The organism is Stenotrophomonas sp. JAI102 (assembly GCF_013409105.1).
Lineage (GTDB): Bacteria > Pseudomonadota > Gammaproteobacteria > Xanthomonadales > Xanthomonadaceae > Stenotrophomonas > Stenotrophomonas maltophilia_AA.
This window is the reverse complement of the sequence record NZ_JACCCI010000001.1, coordinates 1,173,584-1,188,911: the sequence shown is the minus strand read 5'-3', so window position 1 is coordinate 1,188,911 and position 15,328 is coordinate 1,173,584. Positions and strand designations below refer to the sequence as shown.

Annotated in this window: 14 protein-coding genes; 13 read left to right on the top strand and 1 reads right to left on the bottom strand. The window is 68.0% G+C overall.

Annotated features, from left to right (window positions below; translation table 11 throughout):
* Positions 1–17: 17 nt before the first annotated feature.
* From HDC96_RS05465 to HDC96_RS05405, 13 genes are all read left to right on the top strand, one after another.
* Positions 18–338 carry a YerC/YecD family TrpR-related protein gene (locus HDC96_RS05465; protein WP_179459085.1) on the top strand — a complete coding sequence of 107 codons (321 nt, stop codon included), beginning with the start codon at positions 18–20 and terminating at the stop codon, positions 336–338.
* Positions 339–349: 11 nt separating this feature from the next.
* Positions 350–1,261: an ATP phosphoribosyltransferase gene (hisG, locus tag HDC96_RS05460; RefSeq protein ID WP_121036643.1), complete on the top strand. Its 912-nt coding sequence runs from the start codon at positions 350–352 to the stop codon at positions 1,259–1,261.
* Positions 1,258–2,553 carry a histidinol dehydrogenase gene (hisD, locus tag HDC96_RS05455; protein WP_179459084.1) on the top strand — a complete coding sequence of 432 codons (1,296 nt, stop codon included), beginning with the start codon at positions 1,258–1,260 and terminating at the stop codon, positions 2,551–2,553. Before hisG ends, hisD begins: the two co-directional genes overlap by 4 nt.
* The gene (hisC, locus tag HDC96_RS05450; RefSeq protein WP_179459083.1) at positions 2,550–3,638 is read left to right on the top strand and encodes a histidinol-phosphate transaminase; all 1,089 of its coding nucleotides are present in this window, start codon (positions 2,550–2,552) and stop codon (positions 3,636–3,638) included. Before hisD ends, hisC begins: the two co-directional genes overlap by 4 nt.
* Complete coding sequence (hisB, locus tag HDC96_RS05445; protein ID WP_179459082.1) at positions 3,635–4,708, top strand: bifunctional histidinol-phosphatase/imidazoleglycerol-phosphate dehydratase HisB; 1,074 nt, start codon at positions 3,635–3,637, stop codon at positions 4,706–4,708. Before hisC ends, hisB begins: the two co-directional genes overlap by 4 nt.
* Entirely contained in the window at positions 4,705–5,307 is a 603-nt protein-coding gene (hisH, locus tag HDC96_RS05440) for an imidazole glycerol phosphate synthase subunit HisH (protein WP_179459081.1), read from the top strand. Before hisB ends, hisH begins: the two co-directional genes overlap by 4 nt.
* A complete protein-coding gene (gene hisA / locus HDC96_RS05435) occupies positions 5,304–6,038 on the top strand; it encodes a 1-(5-phosphoribosyl)-5-[(5-phosphoribosylamino)methylideneamino]imidazole-4-carboxamide isomerase (RefSeq protein WP_179459080.1) in 735 nt (244 codons plus the stop codon). Before hisH ends, hisA begins: the two co-directional genes overlap by 4 nt.
* Positions 6,032–6,808: an imidazole glycerol phosphate synthase subunit HisF gene (gene hisF / locus HDC96_RS05430; RefSeq protein WP_070472955.1), complete on the top strand. Its 777-nt coding sequence runs from the start codon at positions 6,032–6,034 to the stop codon at positions 6,806–6,808. The genes hisA and hisF overlap by 7 nt, the downstream gene beginning before the upstream one ends.
* Positions 6,798–7,436: a bifunctional phosphoribosyl-AMP cyclohydrolase/phosphoribosyl-ATP diphosphatase HisIE gene (hisIE, locus tag HDC96_RS05425; protein ID WP_179459079.1), complete on the top strand. Its 639-nt coding sequence runs from the start codon at positions 6,798–6,800 to the stop codon at positions 7,434–7,436. Before hisF ends, hisIE begins: the two co-directional genes overlap by 11 nt.
* A 92-nt stretch (positions 7,437–7,528) precedes the next feature.
* On the top strand, positions 7,529–9,127 hold the full coding sequence (locus tag HDC96_RS05420) for a calcineurin-like phosphoesterase family protein (RefSeq protein ID WP_179459078.1): 1,599 nt from the start codon (positions 7,529–7,531) through the stop codon (positions 9,125–9,127).
* A 145-nt stretch (positions 9,128–9,272) separates the two neighbouring features.
* The gene (locus HDC96_RS05415) at positions 9,273–10,274 is read left to right on the top strand and encodes a glucokinase (protein WP_179459077.1); all 1,002 of its coding nucleotides are present in this window, start codon (positions 9,273–9,275) and stop codon (positions 10,272–10,274) included.
* A gap of 33 nt (positions 10,275–10,307) precedes the next feature.
* Positions 10,308–11,306 carry a N(4)-(beta-N-acetylglucosaminyl)-L-asparaginase gene (locus tag HDC96_RS05410; protein ID WP_179459076.1) on the top strand — a complete coding sequence of 333 codons (999 nt, stop codon included), beginning with the start codon at positions 10,308–10,310 and terminating at the stop codon, positions 11,304–11,306.
* Entirely contained in the window at positions 11,303–12,052 is a 750-nt protein-coding gene (locus HDC96_RS05405; RefSeq protein WP_179459075.1) for a copper homeostasis protein CutC, read from the top strand. The genes HDC96_RS05410 and HDC96_RS05405 overlap by 4 nt, the downstream gene beginning before the upstream one ends.
* 134 nt (positions 12,053–12,186) lie before the next feature.
* Here the strand turns inward: HDC96_RS05405 and HDC96_RS05400 are convergent, their stop codons facing one another.
* On the bottom strand, positions 12,187–15,255 hold the full coding sequence (locus HDC96_RS05400; RefSeq protein WP_179459074.1) for a TonB-dependent receptor: 3,069 nt from the start codon (positions 15,253–15,255) through the stop codon (positions 12,187–12,189).
* Positions 15,256–15,328: the final 73 nt, after the last annotated feature.

Below are 15,328 nucleotides of genomic sequence, written 5' to 3'. Positions count from 1 at the left end.
GCTATTACATTGATACGATGAAACTACGTCCGATCCCCCGTGAAAAAGATGCCCAGGCCGATCTGGCCTCCCTGGCGCGCGCCTTTGCTGCCCTCTCCGATCCCGGGGCGGTGACCGCGTTCCTGCGCGACCTGTGCACGCCGGCCGAGCTGGAGGCGCTGTCCGACCGCTGGAAGGTCGTGCCGCTGCTGCAGCAGGGCGTGCCGTATCGCGAGATCCATGAGTTGACCGGGGTCAGCGTGACCACCACCGGGCGCGTGGCGCGCTCGCTGGAGCACGGCCACGGCGGTTACGCCGCCGCCATCGCCGCCACGCCGACCTCCCCCGAATCCGAGTAGAGACCTCTCCCATGAGTGCAACCCAGACCGCCCCGGCACGTGACCGGCTGCGTATCGCCATCCAGAAGAACGGGCGGCTGGCCGAGCCTGCGCGCAGCCTGCTGACCGCTTGCGGGCTGAGCTGGCGGCAGAGCCGCGACAAGCTGTTCTGCTACGGCGAATCGCTGCCGGTGGACCTGCTGCTGGTCCGCGACGACGATATCCCTGGCCTGATCGCCGATGGCGTGTGCGATTTCGGCATCGTCGGCCGCAATGAGCTGGACGAGCAGGGCGCTGCGCGCCGCCGGATCGGTCTGCCGGACGCCTACCAGGCGCTGCGCGGGCTGAACTTCGGGCAGTGCCGCTTGATGCTGGCGGTGCCGGAGGAGTGGGAATGGACGGGCGTGGAGCAGCTGGCCGGCAAGCGCATCGCCACCAGCTACCCCGCGATCCTGGCCGACTGGCTGGCCGAGCGCGGCGTGGATGCGCAGGTGGTCGAACTGTCCGGCTCGGTCGAGATCGCCCCGCGGCTGGGCACCGCCGATCTGATCTGCGATCTGGTCTCCAGCGGCGCCACCCTGGCCGCCAACCAGCTCAAGCCGGTCGAAACCCTGCTGGAAAGCGAGGCGGTGCTGGCCGGGCCGGTACGCACGCCCGATGACGCCCGCGCCGGCCTGATGGCGATGCTCCTGCGCCGCCTCGATGGGGTAGTGAAGGTGCAGGACAGCAAGCTGCTGATGTTCCGCGCCGCACTGGACCGCGTCTCCGAACTGACCCGCCTGCTGCCCGATGCCGATCCGCTGGTGCAGTTGCCCGATGACGGCGGCCACCTGCGTTTGCAGACCATGTGCCACGGTGCGTTGACCTGGCAGCGGTTGGAGGATCTGGAGCGCGCGGGTGCGCAGGGCTTGATGGTGTTGAGTGTGGAGCGGTCGCTGGCATGAATCGTTTGACGTGGTCCCAATTGGATGCCGGCGCCCAGGCGCAGGCGCTGCAGCGCCCGGTCCAGGCCGTGGCGGCGCGTACCCGTGAGTCCGTCGCGACCTTGATCGCGGCGGTGCGCGAAGGCGGCGATGCCGCACTGCGTGAGATCACCCTGCGCTTCGACGGGGTGGCACCGGAGAGCTTCGAGATCAGCGAGGCGGAGTTCGCCGCTGCCGAACAGGCCGTCCCGGCCGAACTGCGCCAGGCGATGATCGATGCCGCCGCGCGTATCCGGACCTTCCACACGGCCGGCATGAGCCAGGGGTATGCGGTCGAGACCGCGCCCGGGGTGCGTTGCGAGCGTGTGGTGCGCCCGATCGGCCGGGTGGGTCTGTATGTGCCGGCCGGCAGCGCGCCGTTGCCATCGACCGCGTTGATGCTGGGCGTGCCCGCACAGCTGGCCGGCTGCCGGGAAGTCGTGCTGTGCACGCCGCCGCGCAAGGACGGCAGTGCCGATCCTGCGGTGCTGGTGGCCGCGCGCCTGACCGGCGTGCACCGCGTGTTCAAGCTGGGCGGCGCGCAGGCGATCGCGGCGATGGCGTATGGCACCGACAGCATCCCGGCCTGCGACAAGCTGTATGGCCCGGGCAACAGCTACGTGACCGAAGCCAAGCAGCAGGTCGCCCAGGACGGCGCCGCTGCGATCGACATGCCGGCCGGGCCGTCGGAAGTGCTGATCATTGCCGACGCCGGCGCCAATCCCGCGTTCGTCGCGGCCGATCTGCTCTCGCAGGCCGAGCATGGTCCGGATTCGCAGGTGCTGCTGCTGACCGACGACGCAGGCATGGTCGACCGGGTTGAAGCTGAGGTTGAAGCGCAACTGGCGGAGCTGTCGCGCGCGGAGATCGCCGCGCAGGCGCTGGCGTCCTCGCGCCTGATCCTGGTCGATGCGCTGGAGGATGCGTTCGCGATCAGCAACCGGTATGCGCCGGAACATCTGATCCTGGCGCTGCGCGATCCGCGCGCGTGGCTTGAGAAGGTGGAAGCGGCCGGCTCGGTTTTCCTCGGCGACTACACCCCCGAAGCGCTGGGCGATTACTGCAGCGGCACCAACCACGTGCTGCCGACCGCGGGCGCCGCGCGCGCCTACAGCGGCGTCAGCGTGGCCAGCTTCCAGAACCTGATCAGCGTGCAGTCGGCCACCGCTGCGGGCATCGCCGCGATCGGCGAGTGCGCCCGCGTGCTGGCGCGCGCCGAAGGCCTGGATGCGCACGAGAATGCCGTGACCCTGCGCATGGAGGCGGCGGCATGAGCACCGGATCCCTTCTGTCGCTGGTCCGCGAGGACCTGCAGGCGTTCACCGGGTACTCCTCGGCGCGCAGCAGCGCGCTGGTCGGCGATGTCTGGCTCAACGCCAACGAATCGGCCTGGGCCAATCCGGCTGACGTCACCGGTGTCGCGCGCCGCTACCCCGATCCGCAGCCGGCCGCCCTCCGTGATCGGCTGGCCGAGCTCTATGGCTGCGCGCCGGAGCAGCTGTTGATCGGCCGTGGCAGTGACGAGGCCATCGATCTGCTGGTGCGCGCCCTGTGCGAGCCGGGCCGGGATGCCGTGGTAACCACGCCGCCGGTGTTCGGCATGTACGCCGTCTGCGCCCGCCTGCAGAACGCGCCGGTGATCGAGGTGCCGCTGGTCGAGCAGGGCGATGCGCTGGTTGCCGATATCGATGCGGTGATCGCCGCTGCACTGTCGGGCAACGCCAAGCTGGTGTTCCTGTGCTCGCCGTCCAATCCCGCTGGCAGCGTGATCACGCTGGCCGAGATCGAGCGCGTGGCCACCGCATTGCAGGGCAGGGCGCTGGTCGTGGTGGACGAGGCCTACGGTGAGTATGCGGAGCAGGCCTCCGCCAGCACGCTGCTGGGCCGCTACCAGAACATCGCCGTGCTGCGGACGTTGTCCAAGGCGCATGCGCTGGCCGCCGCCCGCATCGGCAGCCTGATCGCCGATGCCGCCCTGATCCAGGTGCTGCGCCGCTGCCAGGCCCCGTATCCCGTGCCCGCACCCTGTGCCGAGCTCGCGTTGGCGGGCCTTGGTACGGAGAACCTCGCGGTGACCAGCCAGCGCATCGCACAGATCAAGGCCGAACGCGCGCGGCTGCAGGCCGGCCTTGCCACGCTGCCCGGCGTGCTGCGCGTCTATCCCTCGCAGGGCAACTACCTGCTGGCCCGCTTCGCCGACGCACAGGGCGCGTTCGATGCGCTGCTCGCAGCCGGTGTGGTCGTGCGTGACCAGCGTGCCGCGCCGCAGCTGGGCGATTCACTGCGCATCACCCTCGGCAGCCCGGAACAGAACGACCGCGTACTCGCTGCCCTGACGGCCCGGAGGGCTGCCGCATGAACCCGATTCTGTTCGTCGACCGCGACGGTACCTTGATCGAAGAGCCCGCCGATTTCCAGATCGACGCCTACGAGAAGCTGCGCTTCGTGCGCGATGTGATCCCGGCGATGCTCAAGCTGCGCGATGCCGGCTATAAGTTCGTGATCGTCAGCAACCAGGATGGCCTGGGCACCGAAGGCTATCCGCAGGCCAGCTTCGATGGCCCCAACGACCTGATGCTGCAGATCTTCGCCAGCCAGGGCATTACCTTCCGCGACGTGCTGATCGACGGCACCTGGCCGCAGGACAACGCGCCGACCCGCAAGCCGGGCATCGGCCTGATGCTGCCGTACCTGCAGGACCGCAGCATCGACTGGGCACGCTCGGCGATGGTGGGCGACCGCCTGACCGACATCCAGTTCGCCGCCAACATGAAGATTCGTGGCTTCCAGCTGCGCACCGAACAGTTCGGCGGCGACTGGGACTGGACCTCGATCGCGCACGAGCTGGCCGATGCGCCGCGTCGGGCCACCGTGCAGCGCAACACCAAGGAAACCAGGATCCGGGTCGAGGTCGATCTGGATCGCACCGCCGAACCGCAGACCCACACCGGGCTGCCGTTCTTCGATCACATGCTGGAGCAGATCGGCAAGCACGGTGGCTTCGCCCTGAGCGTGCAGGCCGAGGGCGATCTGCACATCGATGAGCACCACACCATTGAAGACACCGGCCTGGCGCTGGGCCAGGCCCTGCGCGAGGCGCTCGGCGACAAGCGCGGCATCGGCCGCTACGGGTTCACCCTGCCGATGGATGAAACCCTGGCCAGCGCCGCGCTGGATTTCAGCGGCCGCCCGTATTTCGTGTTCGAAGGCGAGTTCAAGCGCGAGCGCGTGGGCGACATGCCGACCGAGCTGGTGCCGCACTTCTTCCGATCACTGTGCGATGCGGCCGGCTTGAACCTGCACCTGAGCGTGCGCGGCGACAATGACCATCACAAGGTCGAAGCCTGCTTCAAGGCGCTGGCCCGCGCGCTGCGCCAGGCCCTGCCACGCCAGGGCACCGCGCTGCCGAGCACCAAGGGGGCGCTGTGACCGAGGTTGCGCTGATCGATGCGGGCGGCGCCAACCTCGGCTCGGTCCGCTATGCGCTGGAGCGGCTGGGCGTGCAGGTGCGGCTGGTCCGCGATGCGCAGGGCCTGGAGGGGGTCTCGCGGGTGATCCTGCCCGGCGTCGGCGCGGCCCCGCACGGCATGGCACGCCTGCATGCACAGGGTCTGGTCCAGCCGCTGCGCGACCTGCAGGCGCCGTTGCTCGGCATCTGCCTGGGCATGCAGCTGCTGTTCGATGGTTCTGAAGAAGGCCACGTCGAATGCCTGGGCCTGTTGCCCGGGGTCGTGCGCCACCTGCGCCCTGCAACCGGCATCCGCGTGCCGCACATGGGCTGGAATCGGCTGCTGCCGCTGCGTGAGTCGCCGTTGCTGGCCGGCGTGCCGGCACGGGCCAGCGCGTACTTCGTCCACAGCTACGCCGCGCCGCTGGGCGAGGACACCGTGGCCGCCTGCGATCACGGCGGGCTGTTCGCGGCCGTTGTGCAGCGCGGCCGGCACAGTGGTGCCCAGTTCCACCCGGAGCGTTCGGCCGACACCGGCGCGCGCATCCTGCGCAACTTCATCGAGAACGAACCGACATGAGTTTCATCGTCTATCCCGCCCTGGATATCCGCGAAGGCCGCGTGGTGCGCCTGCTGCAGGGCGACTACGCGCAGCAGACCACCTACGGCGATGACCCGCTGCCGCGCGCGCACGCGTTTGCCGCGGCGGGCGCGCGCTGGATGCATCTGGTGGATCTGGATGCAGCCCGTGCGGGCGGTTACACCCTGGCACCGCTGCTGTCCTCGATCGCGGCGCAGACCGGCCTGCAGGTGCAGACCGGCGGCGGCGTGCGCTCGCGCGATGACGTTGCGCGCATCCTCGACGCCGGTGCCACCCGCGTGGTGGTCGGTTCGGTATCGGTCCGCGAGCCGGACGCGGTGATCGGCTGGCTGGGCGAATTCGGCCCGGAACGGCTGACCATCGCGCTCGACGCGCGCCAGGCCGAGGATGGTCGCTGGCTGCTGCCGGTGCACGGCTGGACCGAGACCGCCGAGGACACCCTGGACGTGCTGGCGCAGCGCTACGCCGAGGCCGGCATGCGGCACCTGCTGTGCACGGATATCGCCCGCGACGGCATGCTTTCGGGGCCGAACATCGCTCTGTACCAGCACTTGGCGCGCCTGCTGCCGGGCGTGGCGGTACAGGCCTCCGGCGGCGTGCGTGATGCCGACGACGTGGCCCAGGCCAAGGCCGTCGGCTGCGGCGGCGCGATCCTCGGCAAGGCGCTGCTGGAAGGGCGCATGACCCTGGAAGGAGCGCTGGCATGCTGAGCCGCCGCCTGATCCCGTGCCTGGACGTGCGCGATGGTCGCGTGGTCAAGGGCGTGCGTTTCCGCGACCACGTGGACATGGGCGACATCGCCGAGCTGGCGATGCGTTATCGCGACCAGGGCGCGGACGAACTCGTGTTCTATGACATCGGCGCCAGTCCGGAGGGGCGCGCCGTCGATGTCGCCTGGATCGAGCGCATCGCGCGCCTGATCGACATTCCGTTCTGCGTGGCGGGCGGCATCAGCGATGTCGAGACCGCGCGTCGCGTGCTGCACGCCGGCGCCGACAAGATTTCGATCAACTCCCCGGCGCTGGGCCGGCCGGAGCTCATTGAAGAACTGGCCGATGCCTTCGGCGTGCAGTGCGTGGTCGTCGGCATCGATTCGGTGCGCGAACCGGATGGCGAATGGCGGGTGCGCCGCTTCAGCGGCGACCCGGATAAGACCCAGGCGGTGGCGGTGCGCACCCTGGACTGGCTGGTGGAGGCACAGCGCCGGGGTGCCGGCGAAATCGTGCTGAACTGCATGGACAGCGATGGCGTCCGCCGCGGTTACGACGTGGCCCAGCTGCGCCAGGCGCGCGCGCTGTGCCAGGTGCCGTTGATCGCCTCCGGTGGCGCCGGCGAAATGCAGCACTTCGCCGATGTGTTCGACCAGGCCGACGTCGATGGCGCACTTGCCGCCAGCGTCTTCCACAGTGGTGCCATCGCCATTCCCGCGCTCAAGCAGTTCCTGCGCGAGCAGCAGATCGAGGTTCGAGATGTCTATTGAAGTGAATTCCATTGACGTGCGCCCGTCGCGCGCTGCGCTGGCGCAGCTGGACTGGGGCAAGGGCGATGGCCTGCTGCCGGTGGTGGTGCAGGATACGGACACACTGCGCGTGCTGATGCTCGGCTACGCCACTGCGGCTTCACTGGAGCAGACCCTGGCCACGGGCCACATGACCTTCTACAGCCGCAGCAAGCAGCGGCTGTGGACCAAGGGCGAGTCCTCCGGCAATGTGCTGGCGGTGACCGCCGTGCGGATCGACTGCGACAACGACACCCTGCTGGTCAGTGCGCGCCCGGCCGGGCCGACCTGCCACACCGGCAGCGAGAGCTGCTTCCCGCAGGCGCCGGGCAACTTCCTGGGCCGGTTGGATACCGTGGTGCGCGAACGTGAGCAGCAGCGCCCGGCCGGCAGCTACACCACGTCGTTGTTCGACGGCGACATCCGCCGCATCGCACAGAAGGTGGGCGAGGAGGGCGTCGAAACCGCGCTGGCCGGGGTCGTCCAGGACGATGACGCGCTCCTGGGCGAGTCGGCCGATCTGCTGTTCCATCTGACCGTGCTGCTGCGTGCGCGTGGCCTCTCGCTGCACGACGCGGTGGCGGTGCTGGCGGCGCGCCACGCGGGGTAAGCCCGGGCGGGACATCGTTTAACGTCGGTGAAACGCGGTGCAGGCGATGATGTGCGGCTCTACAATTCCCCCCCCCGATCGGACCGCCCTCGATGACCCGTACTGCCGCCTGGCTGGCTTGCCTGCTGTTGATGACTTCGCCTGCCTGGGCTGCCGGCACGACGATTACCGGCAAGGTCTATCAGGAGCGCGACGGCAAGCCGGGACGCGGGCCGACCGATCCCGGCCTGGCCGGTGTGCAGGTGTCCAACGGCGAAACGATCGTGCGCACCGCCGCCGATGGCAGCTACAGCCTGCCGGTACGCGAGGGCCAGACCGTGTTCGTGATCAAGCCGGACGAATACCGCTTCCCGGCGGCCGCCAATGGGCTGCCCTCGTACTGGCGCCACTATGCGCCGCAGGGCTCGCCGAAGCTTAAGTACGACGGCATACACGCCACCGGCGGCGCGACCCGCAACTGGGATTTCGCGCTGGAACCGGCCAAGGGCACGGACGCGGCGCGCAACGGCTTCGAGATGCTGGTCTTCACCGATTCGCAGACCGCCAGCCGCCAGGACATCGGCTACTACCAGCGCGCCATCGTCGATCCGATCATCGGCAAGCATCCGGCGCGGCTCGGTACCACCCTGGGCGATATCGTCAACGACGATCTGAGCCTCTACCCGGACATCAACAAGGTCACCGCGCAGCTGCAGGTGCCGTGGTTCCACGTGCCGGGCAACCACGACCTGGACATGGATGCCGGCAACGACGCGCATTCGCTGGACAGCTGGCGCGCCGTGTACGGCCCGGACACCTACGCGGTGGAAGAGGGCGGGGCGAGCTTCGTCTTCCTCGATGACGTGGTGTACGACCCCAAAGCCAAGCCGAGCTATGTCGGCGGCCTGCGCGCGGACCAGTTCACCTTCCTCGGCAACTATCTGAAGGGCTTGCCGCGCGATCGGCTGATCGTGCTCGGCATGCACATCCCACTGTTCGATGCGGCGCCGGGCCGCGAGACGTTCCGCCATGCCGACCGCGCAAGGCTGTTCGCGCTGCTCAAGGACTTCCCGAACGTGCTGGTGCTCAGCGGCCACAGCCACACCCAGCAGCACTACTACCACGGTGCCGCCGAAGGCTGGCAGGGCAGCACGCCGCTGCACGAGTACAACGTGGGCGCGGCCTGCGGCGCGTTCTGGTCGGGTGTGAAGGACAGCAACGGCATCCCGGATGCGACCATGAGCGATGGCACCCCGAACGGCTATGCGGTGCTCTCGGTCAAGCCCGGTGGCGAGTATGGCCTGCGCTATTACGTGGCGCGCGCGCCGGACGATTACCAGATCGCCCTGCACGCGCCGAAGGTGCTGCGCCAGGGCGCGTACCCGGCCTGGGGCGTGTACGCCAACGTGTTCATGGGCCAGGCCGATTCGCTGGTGGAGTACCGCGTGGACGACGGCGCCTGGCAGCCGATGAAGCGCGTCGAACAGCCCGATCCGCGCCTGCTGCAGGAAAATGTGGCCGACGATACCGCCGAGCGCCTGCGTGGTTTCGACCGCTCGCCGGAAGCCACGCCGTCGCCGCACCTGTGGCGCGGCGCGCTGCCCACCCACCTTGCCGTGGGGGAGCACAAGGTGGAAGTGCGTGCAGTGCAGGGCGACGGCCCGACCGCGACGGCCAGCACCAGCTACCGCCTGCAGACCGCCAAGCCCTGATCGCGCCGCGGTCGTTTCAGTACGGCGCTGTATGGCAGGTGTGGCTTTGCATTCCCCCGGCGATGCCTGAGAATCGCCGGGATTCAATCGATTCAACCAAGGCAAACGAGTGAGCGCAGCGGTACCGGTTCCGGCTCAACCTGAAGTGTCGCGGACGGCGGCCCCGCGGGATTCCCACTCTGACACGCTGATCGTGGCCGATGTCGGCGGCACGTTCGCCCGCGTCGCGCTGGCCACCGTGTGCGCGGGCGCTGCGCCACGGCTGAGCGGCCTTCAGCGCTATGCCTGCGCTGATCATCCCAGCCTGGCCGCGATCCTGGCCGATTTCGTCGCCACCCTGCCGGCAGCGCCGGACAGTGCCGTGGTCGCGATCGCCGGGCTGCTGGACGGTGATCACCTGGTCAACACCAATCTGCCGTGGCCGGTGTCGGTCGCGCAGACCCGTCACGATTCGGGGCTGGTGTCGCTGGCGCTGATCAACGATTTCGAAGCGGTCGCCTATGCGATCCCGCACGTGGCGCCGGAATCCATGGTGGCCCTCAACGGCGAACCCGACGTGGGCCCGCGATGGCCGGCGCTGGTGCTGGGCCCGGGCACTGGACTGGGCGCGGCGCTGCGTTTCGAGGGCGGCGAGCGTCCGGTGCTGGCCAGCGAAGCCGGCCACGCCGCGTTGAACGCCTGCAATCCGCTGGAACTGGAGGTGCTCTCGCGCCTGCTGCAGCGCTGGGAGCACGTGGACAACGAGCGCGTGCTGTCCGGGGGCGGCCTGATGAACCTGTATCCCTGCCTGTGCGATATCCGTGGCGTCACCCCGCACTGGACCAGCACCGAAGCCCTCATCGCGGCCGCGCACGAAGGCGACGATCCGCTTGCGGTCGAGACGCTGGAGGTGTTCTGCGCCTGGCTGGGCAGTCTGGCCGGCGATCTGGCCACCACCTTCGGCGCGCGCTCGGTCTATCTGGCCGGCGGCATCTCCACGCGCGTGGACCGCTTCCTGCGCGATGGCCGCTTCCGCGAGCGCTTCCTGGCCAAGGGCGTAATGCAGGACGTGCTCCGCCAGGTGCCGATCTGGCGCGTGGACCACGGCGAACTCGGCGTGCTCGGCGCGGCGGTCTGGCATGCGGAGCATCGCTGTAGCGTCGCGTAGTTTTTCCATTGTCCTATACCTGGAGACGTACCCATGACTGACCGCAGGCGATTTCTCCAGGCCAGTGCCCTGGCGGCCGGCGCCCTCGCGCTGCCGACGCTGCAGGCACGCACCGCCACTGGCGCGCGCGTCGTGTCCACCTGGGATTTCGGCGTGGGGGCCAACCAGGTGGCCTGGAAAACGCTGTCGGCCGGCGGCTCCGCGCTTGATGCGGTGGAAGCCGGCGCACGCTGGGCAGAGAGCGACCTGTGCAACCCCACGGTCGGGCGCTGTGGCAATCCGGATCGTGATGGGGTGCTGAGCCTGGACGCCAGCATCATGGACGGCGACGGCCGCTGTGGTTCGGTGGCGGCGCTCAGCGATATCGCACACCCGGTCTCGGTGGCGCGGCGAGTGATGGAACAGACCCCGCATGTGATGCTGGTGGGCGAGGGGGCGCAGCAGTTCGCGGTGCAGCAGGGTTTCGAACGCAGGAAGCTGCTCACCGCGGAAGCCGAGAAGGCGTGGCGTGAGTGGCTCAAGACCGCGCAGTACACCCCCGAGATCAATGCCGAGCGACGCAGCCGCCCCGGCGACAGCAGCAACCACGACACGCTGGGCATGCTCGCCATCGATGCCCAAGGGCGTCTGGCCGGTGCCTGCACCACCAGTGGCATGGCCTGGAAGATGCATGGCCGCGTGGGCGACAGCCCGATCATCGGCGCGGGCCTGTACGTGGACAACGAGGTCGGTGCGGCGACGGCCTCGGGCGTGGGTGAGGAAATGATCCGCAACGCGGCCTCCTTCCTGGTGGTCGAGCTGATGCGCCAGGGCCGCTCGCCGGCCGAGGCCTGCCGCGAGGCGATCGCCCGGGTAGTGCGCAAGCGCCCTGAGGCAAGCAAAACTCTGCAGGTGTGCTTCCTCGCGTTGAACAAGCACGGTGAGGTCGGCGCCTATGCGCTGCATCGCGGCTTCGTCTACGCAGTCTGCGACAAGGACCGGCAGGACGATCTGCGCGATTCCGCTTCGGTCTACACGAGCGAGCAGACGTGAGCGCGCGGCGGCGGGTGCTGGAAATCGCCTCGAATTCGGTGGCCTCCGCATTGGCCGCCCAGCAGGGCGGCGCGGATCGGATCGAACTGTTCGACAACCTGGCCGAGGGCGGTACCACGCCGTCGCAGGGCAGCATCGCTGTTGCCCGCGATCGCCTGCAGATTCCGTTGTTCGTGCTGATCCGGCCGCGTCCCGGCGACTTCCTCTACACCGCGCTGGAGGCCGAGATCATGCTGCGCGATATCGCGTACTGCCGTGCGCTCGGCTGCGACGGTGTGGTGATCGGTGCCTTGGATGCCGACGGTGGCATCGACATGGCGTTGTGCCGTGAACTGGTGGCCGCGGCAGGCCCGCTCGGCATCACGTTCCACCGTGCGTTCGATGCCGCGCGTGATCTGCCGGCAGCGCTGGAGCAGATCGTGACGCTGGGCTGCCAGCGCATCCTGAGTTCGGGCGGGCAGGCCAGTGCCCTGGCCGGTGCCGATGTCTTGGCCGCCCTGGTGGCGCAGGCAGGCGATCGGCTCTCACTGATGGCCGGCGCGGGGATCACTGCGGACAACGTCATCGAGGTGGCCGACCGCAGCGGGTGCGTTGAACTGCACGCCTCCGCGAAGGCGAGGCAGCCCTCGGCGATGCGTCACCGCAATCCGGCGTTGACCGGGTTGTCGCCGGACTGGAACGTGACCGACACAGCGCACGTCAGCGCACTGCGCGCGGCTCTTGATAATAGGGACGGAGGTAGTTAATCCGTGACGCATGGCCGCAATTAACTACCTCCGTCCCTGTTAAGAAAAACGCCGTTAAAAAAACGGCAGCCGCCTGTACAAGCGCAGCTGCCGTGGAGGACCGTTGCCCCGCCCGGAGGCGGGGCGGGTGGTGCTTAGAACTTCCAGTTCACGCCAAAGTACAGCTGGCGGCCGGCGTAGATGTTGGACAGCAGGCGGGCTTCGCTGTCACCGCCGATGTAGCTCCGCAGCTCGGACTTGGTGGCGTTCAGCACCGAGGCGGTGACCGTCCAGTCCGGGGTGATGTTGTACGCCACGTTGAGGTCGAGCTGGTCGTACGGCTTGGTGTACGTGGTCAGGCCGTTGTTCAGGCCGCCCACCACCTCGCCACGGCGGTTGTACGAGGCGCGGGCCAGGATCGTGTCGTTCTCGTAGAAGATCGTGACGTTGGCCTGGTTCTTGGCGCTGCCCACCAGCGGCGACGCACCGATTTCTTCGCCATCCAGCACGATCGAGGCGAGGTTGGTGTCGTTGTAGGTGTAGTTGGCCTGTACGCCGAAGCCCATGTCGAAGGTGTACTGACCGTACACTTCCACGCCCTGCGAAACGCCATCACGGCCGTTGGCTTCCGTGCGGTACTTCTGCACGGTGACCGTCTGGCCACCGACCGTCATCTGCTGGTCGCGCACCACCGGCACGGTGAAGTTGTCCACGTTCTTGCGGAACAGCGCCACACCCGCGGCGGAGCCCGGCTTGAAGTACCACTCCACGCCGAGGTCGAACTGGATGGCCTTGAACGGTTCCAGGTTCTTGTTGCTGCCGGAACCGTACCAGCCCGGGGTGTCAGTACCACCGGCGACGCGGCGGTCGTTGCTGTACTCCTCGCTGATGTAGTTCAGGCCGCCCGGGTAGGCGATGCTGGTATAGCCCGGACGTGCGATGACCTTCGATGCTGCACCGCGCAGCACCAGGCTGTCGGTGATGTCCCAGGCGATGTTGAAGCTCGGCAGGAAGTCGGTGTACGTCTTGTCGAGCGAGCTGAGCGTGTAGACCTTGTCGCGGACCTGGTTGTCCGGCAGGCGCACGAAGCCGCCCTGGCAGCGCAGGGTCGGATCCGCGGCCGGATCATCGCAGCTCATCGGCGAGCCATTGGCGTTGTCGACGAAGTAGTCGTTGAAGCGCTCGACCGAATCGCTGGACTGGGCGAACTGCTCGGTGCGCACCACGCGCACGCCGACGTTGCCGCGCAGGCGCTCGGTACGGAAGTTGGCCTGGAAGTAGCCGGAGTAGATCTTCTCGTTGACGTCGTAGACGAAGTCTTCTTCGGTACGGTTGTGCGAGCCGCCGTAGGTCTGGTTGAGGTAGTTGATGTAGGCCGGGTAGTTGATGCCCGGGAACACGTTGGCGTTGAAGCCACCCGCGATGTTGCTGATCGGGTTGGACAGGAAGAAGCCCGGCTGCGCATCGCCGGCGGTCGAATCGCAGCCAGCCTGGTAACGGTTGTTGTCGTAGTCGGACGGGTCCAGACCCTGGCACACCCAGTAGGTGTTGCCGGTGTTGCGGTGGACCTTGCCGTCACGGTACTTGGTGCCGAACTGGATCGAGTCCAGCCAGCCGGTTTCGAACAGCTTGGTGAAGTCGGCCTGGAAGTAGTTCTGTTCGACCTCGGTCTGCATCCACGACGAGTCGGTCGAGCCGGTGTCGACTTCGGCAATGCCGGCCATCAGCTGCTGCTGCAGGTCCGGCGAGAACTGCACCGACGGCGTGCCGGTCAGGTCCCAGGCGGTGTACTGATTGCCCGACAGGTAGTCCGCACCAACCTTGCGGCGCGGCTTGGCCGACATGCGGAAGTTCATAGACGGGCCGCCTTCGGACCACGTACGGCCGCCGGTGAACGACGCTTTCCACAACGGGCTGATGTCCCACTCGACGGACAGGTCGGCGGTCTGCGACAGCGCCTTCTCCTTGCTGTAGCCACCGGTCAGCTGCGGGGTGGGGAGGGTGCAATCGTCCGGACCCCAGCCGCCCGGCGCCAGGCCGGCCGCTGCGGCCTGTTCTTCGCTGCAGATGTAGGCCTTGCCCGGCAGCTTCTCGAACTGCGCGCCGGTCACGATGCTGCCGCTGGGATCGAAGTCGAGCCCGTTGAGCAGCCGGCCGCCGGCCCAGTTACCGTCGCCGTTGAAGCGGGCCATGCTCCACTCCGGCACCTTGAGCATGTTCTGGGTGTAATCCCCCTGCAGCTCGAAGCGGAAGTAATTGGCGGTCAGGGTCAGGTTGTCCAGCGGCTTGAACTGGAAGGTCAGCTGGCCGCCCTTGCGCTCGCGCTTCTCTTCCTTCACGGCGAAATTCACCGAGGTCGGCATGAAGAAGTCGCTGTAGTTGCCGCCGGTCTGGTTGTTGAAACCGGACTGACCCCACCAGTAGTGGATGCCATCCTGCGGCAGCACGTTGCCGTTGGCATCACGCGCGTCGCCGGCGCCATACCACTGATAGTCCTCGGTGCTGGCTTCCATGGTGCGGCTGGTGCGCGTCTGCTGCGTCACGCCCACCAGCACACCGAAGCGTTCGTCCTTGCTGTGCCAGGAGTAGAGCGCCGAGGCCTGCGGATCGATGTCGTGGCTGGTGTCCGACGAGGTGCCTTCCAGGTTCACGTACCCGGAGTTGGCTTCCATATCGAGCGGACGGCGGGTGTGCAGGATTACCGTGCCGCCGATGCCGCCTTCGTCGATGCGCGCTTCCGGCGATTTGAACAGTTCCGCGCTGGACAGCATGTTCGACGGCAGCAGCGTGTAGTTGAACGAGCGCGACGCCTCGTTGTTGGTTTCCGAGGTGGCGACGTAATTGCCGTTCAACTGGGTGAGGGTCAGGTCGGGCGCGAGGCCGCGCACGCTGACGCTCTTGCCTTCGCCGCCGCTGCGCGTGATCACCACGCCGGGCACGCGCTGCAGCGCGTCGGCGACGTTCTTGTCGGGGAACTTGCCCACGTCCTCGGCGGTGATCACTTCGACCACGGCATTGGCGTCGCGCTTCTGCTGCAGGCTCTTTTCGATGGCGTAGCGGTAGCCGGTGACGGTCACGCTGTCGAGCGTGGTGGCATCAGGGGTACCGGTCGCGGCCGGGGTCGCTTGTTGCGCGAACGCGCTGGCGGGCACGACGGCCGCGGCCAAGGCGCTTGCGATGGCCGCGGACAACGTAACGCGGCGGTGCATGCGTGACATCTTCATTCCACTCTCTCCCTCTCCTGGATTGAAACGGTGGCGATACGAATTCTTTGAATCGATCTAATGTTTGGAGCCC